Origin of the sequence: Nonomuraea sp. CA-218870 (assembly GCF_050936535.1) — a bacterium.
GTDB classification, from domain to species: domain Bacteria; phylum Actinomycetota; class Actinomycetes; order Streptosporangiales; family Streptosporangiaceae; genus Nonomuraea; species Nonomuraea corallina.
The window spans coordinates 2,750,102-2,765,520 of sequence record NZ_JBNJMN010000001.1 but is presented as its reverse complement, the minus strand read 5'-3'; the positions used below and the strand labels follow the sequence as shown (position 1 = coordinate 2,765,520).

Below are 15,419 nucleotides of genomic sequence, written 5' to 3'. Positions count from 1 at the left end.
CGACCGGGAGGGGTGCCCGGGTCACCCGGCCTCGCGCAGCAGCCCTTCCCGCACGACGGCCTCCAGGAGCAGCTCGCGGTAGCCGTTCTCGTGGAACAGCACGGTCAGCCGGTCCTCGTCGCGGCGGATGACCTCGCCGGGCCCCCACTCGACGTGTTCGACGCGGGCGTGCACGGGGAACGGGCCGCCGCTCACCGGCTCCGGCTCCGAGACGGTGCCGGCCGTGCAGGTGTCGCAGGCGCCGCACGGGCCGGGCAGCCGTTCGCCGAAGTAGCCGAGCAGGAAGACGCGCCGGCAGTCGCGGATCTCGGCGTAGCGGCGCGTCATCTCCAGCCGGGTGCGCTCCACCTCCCGGTGCCGCTCGGCGACCTCCCGGGCGGCCCGCGCCGCCTCCTCGGGCGGGGGCGCGTCCTCGGTGGCGCTGACCGAGCGGGTGCCGAGCCGGACCGCGCCCGCCTTCTCCAGCAGGTTGAGCAGCGACGTGACGCCGCGGACGCTGAGCCCGAGCAGCTCGCGCAGGTGCTTGCGGTCGGTGCGCCCGCCCGCCTCGCGGATGGCGCGGGCGATCACGGCCAGCGCGTCCTCGTCCGGCAGCCCGCCGGTGAAGAACCGCCGCATCCCCAGGTCCTCCGGCCGGTAGAACAGCACGGCCGCGGCGGGCTCGCCGTCCCGGCCCGCCCTGCCGATCTCCTGGTAGTACGCGTCGAGCGAGCCGGGCACCTGGGCGTGCACGACGAACCGCACGTCCGGCTTGTCGATGCCCATCCCGAACGCGTTGGTGGCCACCACCACGTCGAGCTCGCCGGTCATGAACGACTCCTGGACGGCGTCGCGGTCGGCCCGCCGCATCCCGGCGTGGTAGGCGGCCGCCCGCACCCCGCGTTCGCGCAGGCGGCCGGCCAGCTCACCGGTCTGCTTGCGGGTGGCGGTGTAGACGAGACCGGGCTTGGCCAGCTCCTCGACGGCTTCGACCACGTCCTCGCCGTCGCCGGACGTCCTCCGTACCCGCAGGTGGATGTTGGGCCGGTCGAACCCGCACACGATCTCCACCGGGTCGCGCATGCGCAGCCGTTCGATGATCTCGGTCCGTACCGGGGGCGCGGCCGTCGCGGTCAGCGCGGCGACGACCGGCCGGCCGAGGGCCTCGGCGACCGCGCCGAGCCGCAGGTAGTCGGGCCGGAAGTCGTGGCCCCAGGCGGACACGCAGTGCGCCTCGTCCACCACCAGCAGGGACGGCTTCGCGGCGGCCAGCTCGCGCACCACGTCGGGCTTGGTGAGCTGCTCGGGCGCGCAGAACAGGAACTCCGTCTCGCCCGCGCGCAGCGACTGGAAGGAGGAGTCCCGCTCCTTCTTCGAGGTGGCGGCGTCCAGCCTGACCGCCCGCTCGTCGCGCCGGCGCAGCCCGGCGACCTGGTCGCGCTGGAGGGCGATCAGCGGCGACACCACCAGCGTCGGCCCGTCCAGCAGCAGCGCGGGCACCTGGTAGACGGCCGACTTGCCGCCTCCCGTCGGCATGACCACCAGCGTGTCCCGGCCTTCCGCGAGCGCCGTCATGGCCTCGAGCTGGCCGGGCCGCAGCTCCTCCAGCCCGAGCGTCTCCCTGGCCACCCGTTCCGCACGCCGTCCGGCGCTCGTCGCCATCCGAATCTCCCGTCTTCGCAAAGGGTGCCTCCCTTTGCCCATGGACCCGGCCTTCACTCCTGGCAGGCCGGCACGGCGGCTCCCCCGCCGGTCGGCGCCCGGAACGGCAGGTCGCCGGACGGGCGAAGTTCGATCACTTGCACCATGGAGGTTCGCGAGGAATCATCTTCGATCAGGTTCGATCGATACGCTGTGGGGGCTCGGAGGAGGAACATGACGACTACGGCCACCGGCTCCGCCGTCAAGGCCACGGCGAGCGGGCGGCCCGGCCCCCTGCTCGGCCTCTGGGGCCCGGCCGCCTCCCCGGACGCGCTGGCCGGCGTCCTGCTGGACCCCGGCCGCGCGCTGCCCGCGCCCGACCTGCGCGGCGAACCGGCCCGCAGGGCGCTGACGCTGATGCGCGAGCGGGCCGAGGCCGAGCGCGGCACGCCCTGGCCGCAGCCGCTCGCCTCCCAGTACGCGCGCTACTTCCAGGACGGCGACCGCACCGCCTACGAGGACGCCGTGTTCGGCCGCCAGCAGCGGCTCACCCGGGCCGTGCTCATGGCGGCGTCCACCGGCGACGACGGGTGGCTGGCCGAGGCCGCCGACGGCATCGCGCTGCTGTGCGAGCAGACCTCGTGGTGCTGGCCCGCCCACGAGGAGTCCTGCCGGCCGCGCGGCGCCGTGCTGCCCGACCCGGCCGCCCCCTGCCTCGACCTCGGCGCCGGAGACGTGGCCGCCCAGCTCGCCTGGGCCGACCAGGCGCTCGGCGAGCCGCTCGACCGGCGCTTCCCCGGGCTGCGGGAGCGGGTGCGCGCCGAGGTGCGGACGCGGGTGCTGGAGCCGTTCACCCGGCGGCGCGACTGGCACTGGCTCGGGCTCGACGGCCACGTGCACAACTGGTGCCCGTGGATCTGCGGCAACGTGCTCGTCGCCGCGCTGCGCCTGGCGGAGCCGGGCGAGGAGCGGGCGCTGCAGGTCGCGCTGGCCGTCGAGGGCGTCGACCGCTACCTCGGGGCGCTGCCCGCCGACGGGTCGGTGGACGAGGGCTACGAATACTGGTGGCAGGGCGCCTGCCGCGCGCTGGAGGCGCTCGACGTGCTGGAGCACGCCACCGCCGGGGCGCTGGACGCCTCCGCCGTGCCGGTGGCCCGCGCGACCGCGCGCTTCCCGTACCTGATGCATCTGGGCGGCGAGTGGTACGTGAACGTCGCCGACAGCCGCGCGCGGCCGCCCGGTGAGCGGCCCTGGCACGTGGCGCACCGGTGGGCGCGGCGGGCCGGCGATCCGCTCGGGGTCCGTCACGCGGCCTCGCGGCGCTCCGCCGCCGTCTCTCCCGACGCCGAGCTGGGGCGGGCCATGAGCGAGCTGGCCGACCCGGACTGGCCGGCGGCCGAGGCCGCCGACCCGCCGCTGGTCGCCTCCGCGTGGCTGCCCGGCGTCCAGGTGGGGGTCGCCCGCACGGCGGCGGGCACCGCCCGCGGACCGGCGCTCGTGGTGAAGGGCGGGCACAACGGGGAGAACCACAACCACAACGACGTCGGCTCGGTCGTGGTGGCCGTGGACGGGGTGCCGGCCGTGGTCGACGCGGGGCGGCCCACGTACACGGCCGGGACCTTCGGGCCCGACCGGTACGCGATCTGGACGATGCGCGGCGACTGGCACAACGTGCCCGAGATCCGCGGCACGCCGCAGCGGGCCGGCGCGTCCTTCCACGCCCGCGACGTCGAGGCGGCCGACGGGCCGGACGGCTTCCTGGTACGGCTCGACCTCGCGCCCGCCTACCCCGTGGACGGCCTGGAACGGTGGTGGCGGACGGCCCGGCTCGACCGGTCGTCCGGCGAGGTGACGATCGAGGACGCCTGGCGCTTCACCGGCGCGGGCGAGCCCAGCGTGCTGCGCTACCTGCTGGCCGGCGAGGTGCGGCGGGACCGTCCCGGCGAGGTGGAGGTGCGGCCGCCCGGAGGCGGGCGGGCCGCCGTGCTGACCTGGGACCCCGGGCTGGCGGCGGGTTCGCTGACGGTGCGCGAGCTGGACGATCCGATGCTCGCCGCGGTGTGGGGCGAGCGGCTGACCCGGCTGGAGCTGGCGGTGCCCGGCACCGCCGCCGGGTCCGTGCTGGTGCGGGTGGGGGTGCGCGGATGACCGGGCCCGAGTCGCCGGCGCCGCTGCCCGACGAGCGCCGCGCCCAGGTGGTCGAGCTGCTGCGGCAGCGCGGCGTCGTGCGCGTCACCGACCTGGCCGAGGAGCTGGACGTCTCGGCCATCACCATCCGCCGTGACATCGCGCTGCTGGCCTCGCAGGGGGTGATCCGGAGGGTGCGCGGCGGGGCCGTGCTGCACGGCGGCGCGCTGGTCGGCGAGCCCGACAGGCCGGCGCCGCCGCAGCCCGCCCCCGAGGAGAACGGCGGCGACACGCGCCGGCTCACGGTCGGGATGGTCGTGCCCTCGCTCGACTACTACTGGCCCGACGTGATCCGCGGCGTGCGCGAGGCCGCCGCCGCGGCCGGGGCCAGGCTCGTGCTGCGCGGCGCCTCCTACCAGGCGGCCGACGAGCGGCGGCAGCTGTCGTGGCTGGTGGAGTTCGTGGGCGTGGACGGGCTGCTGGTCGCGCCCACCACCACCGGCGACGACGGCGAGGAGCTGGTGCGGTGGCTGGGGCAGTCGCCCGTCCCGGTGGTGCTCGTCGAACGCGCCGCCACCGTCGGGCCCTACCGGGAGGCCATGGAGTCCGTCGTCAGCGACCATGTGCTCGGGGCCGCCATGGCGGTGCGGCACCTGGCCGCGCTGGGGCACCGCCGGGTCGGCGTCATCACCACCGTGCGGAGCCCGACGGCGCCGCACGTGCGGCACGGGTGGCGGCAGGCGTGCCAGGAGCTCGGACTGGACCTCGACGGCGTCCCGGACGTGACCACCGTGGACCGGCGTGACCCCGGCTGGGCGGCGGCCCTGGACGGCATCCTCGACGCCTGCCTGGCGACGGGCACCAGCGCGCTGCTGGTGCACTCCGACCCGGAGGCGATCAGCCTGGTCGAGCGCTGCCAGGAGCGCGGCATCCGGGTGCCGGGCGACCTGGGCGTCGTCACGTACGACGACGAGGTCGCCGAGTTGTGCGACCCGCCCCTGTCGGCGGTCCGGCCGCCGAAGGCGGCGATCGGGCGGGCGGCGTTCGCGCTGCTGTCGGCCCGTCTGGCGGACCAGGACCCGCATCGCCCGGCGCACCGCGTGGTCGTCGAGCCCCGGTTGATCGTCCGCTCGTCCTCGGCCTGACGATCCTCAGGGAAGGCGACCCTCAGGGAAGACGGCCCTCAGGGAAGGCGACCCTCAGGGAAGGCGGAGGGTGTCGACGGCGCCGTCGGGCCAGGTGACGCGGGCGGTCGTGGAGCCCAGGGCGAGGTCGGGCGGCGGGGTGGCCGCGCCCAGGTGGAGGAGGGCGGAGTACCAGCGGTCAGGCTCGGCGGCTGCCCTGGTGCCGCACCAGGGGATGAGCGTCTCGGACGACAGCGGGGTGGCGTCCGGGGCGGAGGTCACGTCCGCCAGGTCGAGGCCGGGGCCGGGGACGACCCGGGAGGGCAGCGGGGCGGGGGCGGGCCAGCCGCCGACGCGCAGCGGGAACGGGCACGGGGCGGACACCCGGACCAGGCGCACCTCCCAGGGGCCGCGCAGGGCGGACACGACCGTGAGCCCGGGGCCCGTGGTGACGGCGCCGGCGCGGCCGTAGCCGTGGTCGGGCGCGCCGGGGTCGGGGTCCACCCAGTGGGCCTGCCAGCGCGAGGCGCCGACGACGGTGCCGGTGGGGAGGCGGTCGGCCAGGAGGGTGTCGAAGCCGGTGCGGTGGCTGGGCCGGCCGGACGGGTCCAGCAGGGTCACCGACTGGTCCAGGGGGTCGGCGGCGTGCGGCCCGGCCAGGACGGGTGAGGTGGCGGTGGAGTAGCCGAGGCGGGCGTAGAGCGGGGAGTCGGTGCGGTGGTCGCCGGGCAGCGCGTGGTCGGTACCGTGGTTGACGACCCGGACGAGGCCGTCGGCGCGGGTGCCGGAGACCAGCCAGCCCGGTGACCGGATCACGCGCTGGAAGTCGCCCTCCTCCACCGGCAGCGGCTCCTCGACGGCGGTCCACACCGGGTGGTCGGCGGGCAGCGCGAGACCGTACAGGCCCTTGGCCGCCCAGTACGGCGAGCCGGTGCCGGAGTAGGACTGGGCGATCGGCCGCCAGGGGGCGTGCCAGCCGAGCGTGAGCAGGCCGTCGTCGCCGGGGGCGCCGCGCTCGGCGAAGTGGCGGGCGATCCCGGAGGCGGCGCGGCGCAACAGGCCGGGCGCGGGGGTGGTGAGGCCGGCCCGCGCGCCGGCCCAGAACGGGGCGGCGGCGGCGAACCGGTAGGTGAGGCTGCGCCCCTGGATCAGCGGGGACCCGCCGGCCCCGACGAGGTGCACGGCGTCGTGCAGGAAGCGCTCCAGCCTGGACAGGTAGGCGGGGCGGCGGGCGTCGGCGGCCGGGTCGCCGGCGGCCATCTCGGTCCACAGCAGCGGGTAGAAGTGCAGCGCCCAGCCGACGTAGTGGTCGTAGGCGCGCCGGTCGCCGTCGGCGTACCAGCCCTCCTCTCGGACGAACCCGTCGGTGAGGGCGAGCCCGGCCTCGAGGTCGGCGCGCGAGTAGGGCCCGCCGACGGAGGCGAGGAACTGCTCGACCACGAGCTGGAACCAGACCCAGTTGATCGGCGGGTAGGCGGCCCCGATCGCCGGGGCGAGATAGTCGATCACCCGCTCGCGCACGCCGTCGTCGAGCCGGTCCCACAGCCACGGCCGGGTCAGGTGGAGCACCAGGGCGATGGAGGCGGCCTCGACCTTGGCCTGGTCGTGCTCGTCCAGCCGCACCCACCGCTCGGGGGAGCGCGGGTCGGTGCCGGCGGCCAGGCCGCGCGCGTACCACTCGAGATGGCCGTGCGGGTCGCGGCCGGACTCCCCCGCCACCCGGAACCCGGCGGCCAGGAAGGTGCGGGCGAAGCCCTCCAGCGCGTCCACGTCCGGCCCGTAGCCGCCCGGCTCGCCGGGGAAGGAGATCCGCGCGTGGGAGGGGGAGGCGTGCCGCCGTGCCGTCAGCAGGAGATGGTCGGCCAGCGCCGCCCAGTGATCGCGGGTCCAGCCGGTGTGGGGCGACAGTGTCCGGTCGTCCAGCTCCCGCAGCCAGCGCATCGGGCCTCCAGTCAGCGATCTCCTGCGTGGGTTCAGGATGCTGGCAGCACCGAGCGAACACGTCAAGCACGCTCTGATCAAAAGCGCTCACTTCGATCAGCAATCGGACCGAAATACGCCGTTACGGCTGACCATCCCGATCAATAACGATCGCATAGCCCTGTTACGAGGTCTTGACGTGATTGACATGAATGGACATGATCAGCGGCACTGGCAAGCGCTTGCTGCGCCGAAAGGACCCGCGTGAGAGACCGTCGACGGCCACAGGCCCTGCTGGTCATGGATCCCGCACACATCGGGGTGCAGTTTCAGGAGCCGCAGCTACGCCGGTTGCACGATCTCGTCGAACTCGCCGATCCTATCTCGGCCATGAACCTCGACGACCCGCTCGTCCGTCGCCGGCTGCGTGAGGTCGAGGTGCTCGTGACCTCGTGGGGCTGCCCGCCGCTGACGAAGGACCTGCTGGACGGCGCCCCGGAGCTCCGGGCCGTCTTCCACTGCGCGGGCACGGTGCGCCCCTTCGTCACCGACGAGGTCTGGCGGCGCGGGATCCTCGTGACCAACGCCGCCGACGAGAACGCGATACCGGTCGCCGAGTACACTCTCGCCGCGATCATCTTCGCCGGCAAGAAGGCCCCCTTCCTGGCCCAGGACGCGCGCAAACATCGCGACGACTGGTCCTACGCGGCGGGGCGCGGCGAGCTGTCCAACCGCGGACGCACCATCGGCGTCGTCGGCTTCTCACGGGTGGGCCGCCGGGTCACCGAACGGCTGCGCGCCCTGGAGGTCGACATCCTGGTGGCGGACCCGTACGCCGACCCGGCCGGGGTGCGCGCGGCGGGCGGCAGGCTGGTCGGGCTGCCCGATCTGCTGGCGCGCTGCGACGTGCTCACCCTGCACGTGCCGGCGCTGCCAGCCACCCGTCACCTCATCGGGGCGGCGGAGCTCGCCCTGCTCAGGGACGGTGCGACCGTCATCAACACCGCGCGCGGGTCCGTCCTCGACACCGCCGCCCTGGAAAGGGAGTGCGTGCCGGGGCGGCTCGACGCGATCCTCGACGTCACCGATCCGGAGCCGCTGCCCGCTGACTCGCCGCTGTACGACCTGCCCAACGTCATGATCACCCCCCACATCGCCGGGTCTCTGGGATCGGAGACCCGGCGGATGAGTGACAGCGCCCTCGACGAGCTCGAACGCTACGTGTCCGGCCTGCCGCCCCGCGCGCCGGTGACCGCGGACGAGATCGCCGTGAGCGCCTGAGCCCGCTTCATGGAAGGAGACCGGATCGATGTTCGCTTCGAATCCGCCCGTCAAGGTCAGAGTGCGCCGCCCCTGGGTGAGGACCGCCGGGGTGGCCGCCGCGCTCGCCCTCGCGGTCGCCGCCTGCGGTGGCGGCGGCTCCGGTGAGCCAGCCGGTGAGGGCGGAGGCGCCACCCTCACGGTGACGGTGTGGAACCTCGCCAAGACCCCGGAGTTCACCGCCCTGTTCGACGCCTTCGAGAAGGCGAACCCCGGCGTCGAGGTGAAGCCCGTGGACATCCTCGCGGACGACTATCCCGAGAAGGTCACCACGATGCTGGCCGGTGGCGACAAGACCGACGTGATCACCATGAAGAACGTGACGGACTACTCGCGCTACTCCAGCCGCGGGCAGCTCCTCGACGTCACGGACCTGGTCAAGTCGACCGACAGCGCCAAGCTCGCGGGCCTGGACGCGTTCAACGTGAACAACACCTACTTCGCGGTCCCGTACCGTCAGGACTTCTGGCTGCTCTACTACAACAAGACCCTGTTCGACAAGGCGAACATCACCCTCGACGGCGCCATGACCTGGGACGACTACGCCAGGCACGCCCAGCGGCTCACCCAGGGCGACGGCGGCCAGAAGGTCTACGGCACCTACCACCACACCTGGCGGTCGGTGGTCCAGGCGGTCTCGGCGGCCCAGACGGGCGGCGACCAGCTCGGCGGCGACTACGCCTTCTTCACCGACCAGTACAACATGGCGCTGGGCCTGCAGAAGGGCGGCAACGCGCTGGACTTCGGCACCGCGACGGCGCAGCAGGCCGACTACCGGACGATGTTCGAGACCGGCGCGACGGCCATGATGCCCATGGGCACCTGGTACATCTCCGGCATCCTCGAAGCCAAGGAGAAGGGTGAGAGCCAGGTCGACTGGGCGCTGGCCCCGATGCCGCAACGGCAGGGCTCCGGCGAGGTCGTCACGTTCGGCTCGCCGACGGCGTTCGCGGTGAACAAGCGGAGCGAGAACGCCGACCTGGCCAAGAAGTTCGTCCAGTTCGCCGCGGGCAAGGAGGGCGCCTCGGCGATCGCCCAGGTGGGCGTGGTCCCGGCGCTGCAGGACCCGGCGATCACCGAGGCGTACTTCAAGCTCAAGGGCATGCCGGCCGACGAGCTGTCGAAGAAGGCCTTCGAGCCGGACAAGGTCCTGCTGGAGATGCCGGTCAGCGACAAGACCTCCGACGTGGACACGATCCTCAACGAGGAGCACCAGCTGATCATGGTCGGCGAGAAGTCGGTCGCCGAAGGGATCAAGTCGATGAACGACCGCGTCAAGAGCCAGGTCCTCAACTAGGGACGCCGGGGCGGGCGCCGGGGGGCGCCCGCCGCTCCCCTGTTCGCGAAGGAGTCACAAGGGACTATGGCCCACGTCATGACGCAGCCGGCGCAGGGCACGCCACAGACGCCCCGCCGGCGCCCGCCCTGGCGCGACATTCTCATCGGGTGGAGCTTCATCCTCCCCAACTTCCTGGGCTTCGCCCTGTTCACGCTCGTGCCGGTGCTCGCCGCGTTCGCGCTGGCCTTCATGGACTGGGACTCCTACGGCAGCCCTTCCTGGGTGGGGCTGGAGAACTTCCAGCGGCTGTGGAACGACGAGAACTTCCACGTCGCGCTCCGTAACACCCTCTACTACGCGGGCGGCCACATCCCGCTGACGCTCGTCGCCGCGCTCGGGCTGGCGCTGGCGCTGGACCGGAAGCTGCGCGGCGTCGAACTCTTCCGTACCGCCGCGTTCTTCCCGTACGTCACCTCGCTGGTCGCGGTGGCCCTGGTGTGGAACATGCTGTTCAATCCCACCGCCGGGCCGGTCAACCTGTTCCTGGAGTGGATCGGCGTCCAGGACCCGCCGCGCTGGGTCGCCAGCACCGACTGGGCGATGCCCGCGGTCATCCTCACCAGCGTCTGGCGCGACATGGGCTACTACATGGTGCTCTACCTGGCCGGACTGCAGACGATCCCCCGCGAGTACTACGAGGCGGCCAGGGTCGACGGGGCCGGCGCCTGGCAGCGGTTCTGGAACATCACGCTCCCGTCGCTCCGGCCCACCACGTTCTTCGTCCTGGTCATGCTGACCATCCAGAGCTTCAAGGTGCTCGACCTGATCGTCGTCATGACCGACGGCGGGCCGGGGCGCAGCACGCTGGTGCTGGCCCAGCTCGTCTACCGCGAGGGCATCAGGGAGGGCCAGTTCGGCTACTCGTCGGCGATCGCGCTGGTGCTGTTCCTCATCGTGTTCACGGTGACCGTCGTCCAGTTCCGCATCAACGAACGGAGGAGCTCCTGATGACCACCGTGCGCACCGCTCCCCCGGCCGCCACCACGCCCGGCGCGGGCCCCGCCGGCCGGCCGCCGCGCGGGCGGGGGCCGGTCCGCAGGACGCTGGCGTACGTGTCGCTGCTCGCGGTGACGCTGCTGGTGCTGCTGCCGCTCGGGTGGATGATCTCCTCGTCGCTGAAGCGGGACAACGAGGTCTTCACGACCCCGATCGAGTGGATCCCGAAGGAGTTCCGCTGGTCGAACTACGTGGAGATCTGGGAGCAGATCCCGCTGGCGACCTATCTGGGCAACTCGGCCTTCCTCGCGATCGTCATCACGTTCCTCCAGGTGCTCACCGGCAGCTTCGCCGCCTACGGCTTCGCCAAGGTGCGCTTCCCCGGCCGCGACGGGTTGTTCCTGGCCTACATCGCCACGATCGCGGTGCCCTGGCAGGCCTACATGGTGCCGCAGTACATCCTGATGCAGCGGGCCGAGCTGATCGACACGCACCTGTCGATCATCCTGCTGCAGGCGTTCGGCGCGTTCGGCGTGTTCCTCATGCGGCAGTACTACCTGTCGATCCCGGACGACCTGTGCGAGGCCGCGCGGATCGACGGGCTCAGCGAGTACGGCATCTACCGGCGGATCATCCTGCCGCTGTCGAAGCCGGCGCTGGCGAGCCTGGCGCTGCTCACGTTCGTCAACACCTGGAACGACTACATGGGGCCGTTCATCTACCTGACGAGCAACGACCTGTGGACCGTGCAGCTCGGCCTGCGCTCGTTCGTCGGCCAGTACCAGGCCGACTACGCCATGATCATGACTGGGGCCGTGCTGTCGGTGCTGCCGGTGGTGGTCATCTTCCTGTTCGGGCAGCGCTACTTCATCCAGGGCATCGCGACGAGCGGGCTGAAGGGGTGAGCGCCGCGCGCGGCCTGCTGCGCCCCGCCCGGCAGGAGACGTACGAGAAGGTCTTCGGCGCCGTCTACGTCGGGCTGATGACGAACGTGCTGCTGGCGCTCTCGTGCGCGCCGCTGCTCGCGGCGCTGGCGGTGGTGCGCGACCCGCCGGCGTCGTGGCCGTTCTTCGCGGCGCTGTCCACGGTGTGCGCCCCGGCGCTGGCGGGCGCGTTCCGCTGCTTCGCCCTGCTGGGCGAGGGCTCGACGGCGGTGTTCCCCGCCTTCTGGACGGGCTACCGGCGGGCCGGGACGCGGGCGGCGGGGGCGTGGCTGGCGGGCGCGGCGGCGGTGAGCGTGCTCGCGGTGGACGCCGCCGTGGTCGCGGGCACGCCCTGGGGTCCGGCACTGGTGCCGTTCTTCGCCACCGGGGCGGCGCTGGCCGTCGCCGTGACGGTGGCGGTGCTGGTCGTGGTGGCGGAGTCGCCGCGCCGGGTGCGCGACCTCGTGCGGCCGTGCCTGTATCTGGTCACCCGCCGCTGGTACCTGACCGCGCCGACGCTCGCGGTGCTCGCGCTGGCGGCCGCGGCGGTGCTGCTCAAGCCGGTGCTCGGGCTGCTGCTGGCGCTCGCGCCGCTGCTGTACGCGGTCTGGGCCACGACCAGGTACGTGGTGCTGCCGCTCGTGACGGAGACCTGACCGGCCGGGTTCATCGTACGGTCACGCCCGGTGCAACAGTCGGCCATCATGGTCCGTCACATTCGGTTCCCCGGCCGCTCACCGCTACGAGGGAACCCATGTTCCGAAGCGCGCGCACCATCCTCACCACCATCCTCACCACCGGCCTCACCACCGGCCTCACAGCCGTCGTCACGGCCCTGGCGGTCGCGGCTCCCACGGTCCCGGCCACCGCCGGGACACCTGCCGGAGTCGTCAACGTCGCCCATCGCGGGGCCTCCGGCCACGCCCCGGAGAACACGATCGAGGCGCTGCTCCTGGCCGCCCGGCAGGGGGCCGACATGGTCGAGTTCGACGTGCGGGAGACCAGGGACCACGCGCTGATCCTCATGCACGACACCACCCTGGCCCGTACCACCGACGTGGAGTCCGTCTTCCCCGGCCGGGCGCCGTGGCGGGTGGCCGACTTCACCCTGGCCGAGATCCGGGAGCTGGACGCCGGCTCGTGGTTCGGGTCCTCGTTCCGGGGCACGCGGGTGCCGACCCTCAGGGAGGCGCTGCGGGCCATGAGCCGCACCCGGCTCGGGCTGCTGGTGGAGATCAAGACGCCCCGCCTCCACCCCGGCATCGAGCGGCGCGCCGCCGTGGAACTGCGCCGCTCGTGGCACGGCCCGCTGGTGGTGCAGTCCTTCGACTGGGACGCGATGCGCGCCTTCCACCGGCTGATGCCCGACGTGCCGGTCGGGCTGCTCGGCACCCCCTCGCCCGGCGAGCTGCGCGGGCTCGCCGCGTTCGCCGGCCAGATCAACCCGCCGTACCGGGATCTCACCCGCGACTACGTACGGGCGGTCCAGTCGCTCGGCATGCGGGTGTTCACCTGGACGACCGACGACCCGGGCGTGATGCGGCGGCTCGGCTCGTACCGGGTGGACGGCATCCTCACCAACCGCCCGCACGTGCTCGCGCGGCTCTGACGGGTAACGACGGGGACATGGGAGATCAACACGTCGGCAGGGACCTCGACGAGGCGCACCGGCGGCCGCCGGGCGTCGGCGACGAGGTCGTGGAGGCTCTCGGCCTGTTCAGCGAGGCCCTGGAGAAGATCCACCGGGCGCGCGGCCACCTCTACGCCTTCCACCAGCTCACCGGCGGCGCCGACGCGGCCCTCGACCGGGTGGCGGAGCTGCTGCGCGGCGCGGGGCACGAGGAGCTGGCCGGGCGGATCGAACGGGAACTCATCGGGCTGAACGTGCTGGAGGGCCGGTGGACGTTCCAGGTCGTCGAGGAGTACGACGCGGGCTACTACGCGGCGTTCCAGCGGCTGGAGGCGGAGGCCCGTGACCAGCTGGTGGGCGGGCGCACCCACGTGTACGAGGCCGAGATGAAGGCCCGGCGCCGCACCCCCGGCGTTCGCGGGCACGAGCGCGGGCCGGGCTCGGCCGGGTGAGGCGTGCCGTCCCCCTGGCACCCCACCAGGGCCAGGGGGACGAACACGGACGGCCCGTCGAGCCGGTCGCGGACCGCACCACCATGCTGCTCCCCGGCCGGCGGACAGCGAAGAGACCAAGGTCCCGCCCACCGGGGACTTTCGGCCCGGGGCGCGGCCGTCAGGCGTTCAGGCGGGCCGGTGATCCGGCGCGGTAGGCGGGCAGTCCGAGCCGGTCGCGGATCGCCTGCTGGACCGTCGCCTGGTCGTCGCGCGCGTCGACCACCACCACGTACTCCTTGCGGCGGAACAGGTCGATCACCGGGTCGGTCTTGCCGTGGTAGTCGCGCAGCCGCCTGGCCAGCGCCTCCGGTGTGTCGTCGGCGCGGGTGACCAGCTCGCCGCCGCACACGTCGCACCGGCCCTCGATCTCGGGGCGGTGCGCGATGAGGTTGTAGTCCATGCCGCAGCGCGAGCACAGGCGGCGGGCCAGCACCCGGCGGCGCACCTCCTCGTCCGGCAGGTCGAGCAGGATGACGCCGTCGATGTCGTAGCTCTCCAGGAAGAACTCGGCCTGCGGCCGGTTGCGCGGGAACCCGTCGACGACGAAGCCGAAGTTCCAGTCGTGCTGCTGGAGCCGCTCGCGCACGACGTCCTCCACCAGGTCGTCGCCGACCAGTTCGCCGGCCGCGACGAGGCGGCGGACCTGGGCGCCGAGCTTGGTGTGGTTCTTGACGTGCCAGCGGAAGATGGCGCCGACGCTGATGTGGACCAGGTCGAGGTCGTCGCAGAGCAGCGCGGCCTGGGTGCCCTTCCCGCTGCCCTGCACCCCCATGATCACGTATTTGCGCATGTCCGCCTTCCTGCCCCCGTCACGCCGACGCGAGCCACCGCTCGTCGTCCTCACCCAGTTTCCAGGATCGGGTCAGGAAAGGCGTGGCGGAGATCGAGGCGAAGGTGCGGGCGTTGGCGGCGCGCACGTCGGCGTCCAGCCCGTCGAGCGGCCCGCCCGCCGTCAGGTCCAGCAGCCACAGCGGCCTCAGCTCGAAGCCGCGCAGCGCCTTGGCCTCGGTGGAGGCGATCCCGGCGTGGAACCAGCGCGCCCCGGCCTCGACGGCCCGCTCGAACAGCAGGTAGACGACGACGTTGAAGTACTCGGCGGCGCCGCGCAGCCGCGCGTAGTCGAACCCGGCGGAACGCAGGCGGAGCGTGTCGTCGTGGATGTAGTAGAGCACGTGCCCGACCGGCGGCTCCCCCGGCGGCCCGCACAGGATGACCCGCGCCGAATCCCCCAGGTGCTTGGCCTGGAGGGTGAGCATCCGCAGGTAGACGGAGAGATCGGCGTGGTGGCCGTGCTTGGCCTCGGTGACGGCCAGCAGCCGCGCCGCGTGCTCGGCCCACTCCCCGAGCGGCGCCTCGACGACGTCGTAACCCGCCGCGGCGAACGCGGCGCGCTCCTTCCTGATGTTCTCCGCTCGGCGGCCGCTGAGCGTGCTCAGGTACTCCTCCCAGCCGCCCGCGGGCACGCGCAGCCAGGCGTCCGCCGTGAGCAGCACCGGCGGCGCCGTCACGCCGCCGGCGCGCAGGTCCATGACGTCCCGCGTGCCCAGGTACGGGGCGAGCGTCGGCAGCCCCGCCTCCTCCACGGCCGCCCGCAGCCGCGCCGCCGCCTCCGCCCGGTCCGCGCCCGGCGTGACGAGCAGGTCCGCCTGGTAGCCGAAGCGCGGCCCGGCCAGCAGCCCGAACGGGGGCGGCGCGGGCAGGCCGCGGGCCTCCAGCAGTGCCGGGCAGTCGTAGAACGGGTGGGTGGTGCCCCCGGTCACGGACACCGGAAGCGCGGCCAGGCCGCCGCCGGGCAGGTCGGCGGTGATCGACCCGGTGGGCATGTCGGCCATGTCGGCGCAGAAAGCGAGCCAGCGGCGGGAGGAGTAGAACTTTCCGGCGGCCATGGAATCCCACGCGAACGCCGGCACACCGCTCAGGGGATCGGTGAAGGGGAGCACGTCTAGGACGCTGACACGCGGGAGGAACCTGGTCAAGGGTGCAAAT

At 73.4% G+C, this 15,419-nt stretch carries 13 protein-coding genes; 9 read left to right on the top strand and 4 right to left on the bottom strand.

Annotated elements, in window-relative coordinates; all coding sequences use genetic code 11:
• Window positions 1-21: 21 nt before the first annotated feature.
• A complete protein-coding gene (locus tag ACQEUU_RS13545) occupies window positions 22-1,641 on the bottom strand; it encodes a RecQ family ATP-dependent DNA helicase (protein WP_270154316.1) in 1,620 nt (539 codons plus the stop codon).
• A 213-nt stretch (window positions 1,642-1,854) separates the two neighbouring features.
• Between ACQEUU_RS13545 and ACQEUU_RS13540 the strand changes: the two genes are divergently transcribed.
• Both ACQEUU_RS13540 and ACQEUU_RS13535 read left to right on the top strand, forming a co-directional pair.
• Window positions 1,855-3,768: a hypothetical protein gene (locus tag ACQEUU_RS13540; protein ID WP_433065090.1), complete on the top strand. Its 1,914-nt coding sequence runs from the start codon at window positions 1,855-1,857 to the stop codon at window positions 3,766-3,768.
• Window positions 3,765-4,892 (top strand): substrate-binding domain-containing protein, encoded by a 1,128-nt coding sequence (locus ACQEUU_RS13535; RefSeq protein WP_433065088.1) that lies wholly within the window; start codon window positions 3,765-3,767, stop codon window positions 4,890-4,892. Before ACQEUU_RS13540 ends, ACQEUU_RS13535 begins: the two co-directional genes overlap by 4 nt.
• Before the next feature lie 54 nt (window positions 4,893-4,946).
• Here the strand turns inward: ACQEUU_RS13535 and ACQEUU_RS13530 are convergent, their stop codons facing one another.
• Window positions 4,947-6,812 (bottom strand): DUF2264 domain-containing protein, encoded by a 1,866-nt coding sequence (locus ACQEUU_RS13530; RefSeq protein WP_433065085.1) that lies wholly within the window; start codon window positions 6,810-6,812, stop codon window positions 4,947-4,949.
• A 243-nt stretch (window positions 6,813-7,055) separates the two neighbouring features.
• Between ACQEUU_RS13530 and ACQEUU_RS13525 the strand changes: the two genes are divergently transcribed.
• The 7 genes from ACQEUU_RS13525 to ACQEUU_RS13495 all read left to right on the top strand — a co-directional run bounded on the left by ACQEUU_RS13525 (window position 7,056) and on the right by ACQEUU_RS13495 (window position 13,391).
• Entirely contained in the window at window positions 7,056-8,072 is a 1,017-nt protein-coding gene (locus ACQEUU_RS13525; RefSeq protein WP_433065083.1) for a hydroxyacid dehydrogenase, read from the top strand.
• Between the two features lie 28 nt (window positions 8,073-8,100).
• Window positions 8,101-9,408: an ABC transporter substrate-binding protein gene (locus tag ACQEUU_RS13520; RefSeq protein WP_270154310.1), complete on the top strand. Its 1,308-nt coding sequence runs from the start codon at window positions 8,101-8,103 to the stop codon at window positions 9,406-9,408.
• A gap of 78 nt (window positions 9,409-9,486) precedes the next feature.
• Complete coding sequence (locus ACQEUU_RS13515) at window positions 9,487-10,398, top strand: carbohydrate ABC transporter permease (protein ID WP_270159433.1); 912 nt, start codon at window positions 9,487-9,489, stop codon at window positions 10,396-10,398.
• A complete protein-coding gene (locus ACQEUU_RS13510; protein ID WP_433065078.1) occupies window positions 10,398-11,291 on the top strand; it encodes a carbohydrate ABC transporter permease in 894 nt (297 codons plus the stop codon). The genes ACQEUU_RS13515 and ACQEUU_RS13510 overlap by 1 nt, the downstream gene beginning before the upstream one ends.
• Window positions 11,288-11,965, top strand: a complete 678-nt coding sequence (locus ACQEUU_RS13505) for a hypothetical protein (protein ID WP_433065075.1) — start codon at window positions 11,288-11,290, stop codon at window positions 11,963-11,965. The genes ACQEUU_RS13510 and ACQEUU_RS13505 overlap by 4 nt, the downstream gene beginning before the upstream one ends.
• Before the next feature lie 98 nt (window positions 11,966-12,063).
• The gene (locus tag ACQEUU_RS13500; protein WP_433065072.1) at window positions 12,064-12,918 is read left to right on the top strand and encodes a glycerophosphodiester phosphodiesterase; all 855 of its coding nucleotides are present in this window, start codon (window positions 12,064-12,066) and stop codon (window positions 12,916-12,918) included.
• Window positions 12,919-12,935: 17 nt separating this feature from the next.
• Window positions 12,936-13,391 carry a hypothetical protein gene (locus ACQEUU_RS13495; RefSeq protein WP_433065069.1) on the top strand — a complete coding sequence of 152 codons (456 nt, stop codon included), beginning with the start codon at window positions 12,936-12,938 and terminating at the stop codon, window positions 13,389-13,391.
• Window positions 13,392-13,551: 160 nt separating this feature from the next.
• On the opposite strand, the gene ACQEUU_RS13490 is transcribed toward ACQEUU_RS13495, so the two are convergent.
• The gene (locus ACQEUU_RS13490) at window positions 13,552-14,223 is read right to left on the bottom strand and encodes an adenylate kinase family protein (RefSeq protein ID WP_433065067.1); all 672 of its coding nucleotides are present in this window, start codon (window positions 14,221-14,223) and stop codon (window positions 13,552-13,554) included.
• 19 nt (window positions 14,224-14,242) lie between these two features.
• A complete protein-coding gene (locus ACQEUU_RS13485; RefSeq protein WP_433065064.1) occupies window positions 14,243-15,319 on the bottom strand; it encodes a GNAT family N-acetyltransferase in 1,077 nt (358 codons plus the stop codon).
• Between the last annotated feature and the right edge of the window lie 100 nt (window positions 15,320-15,419).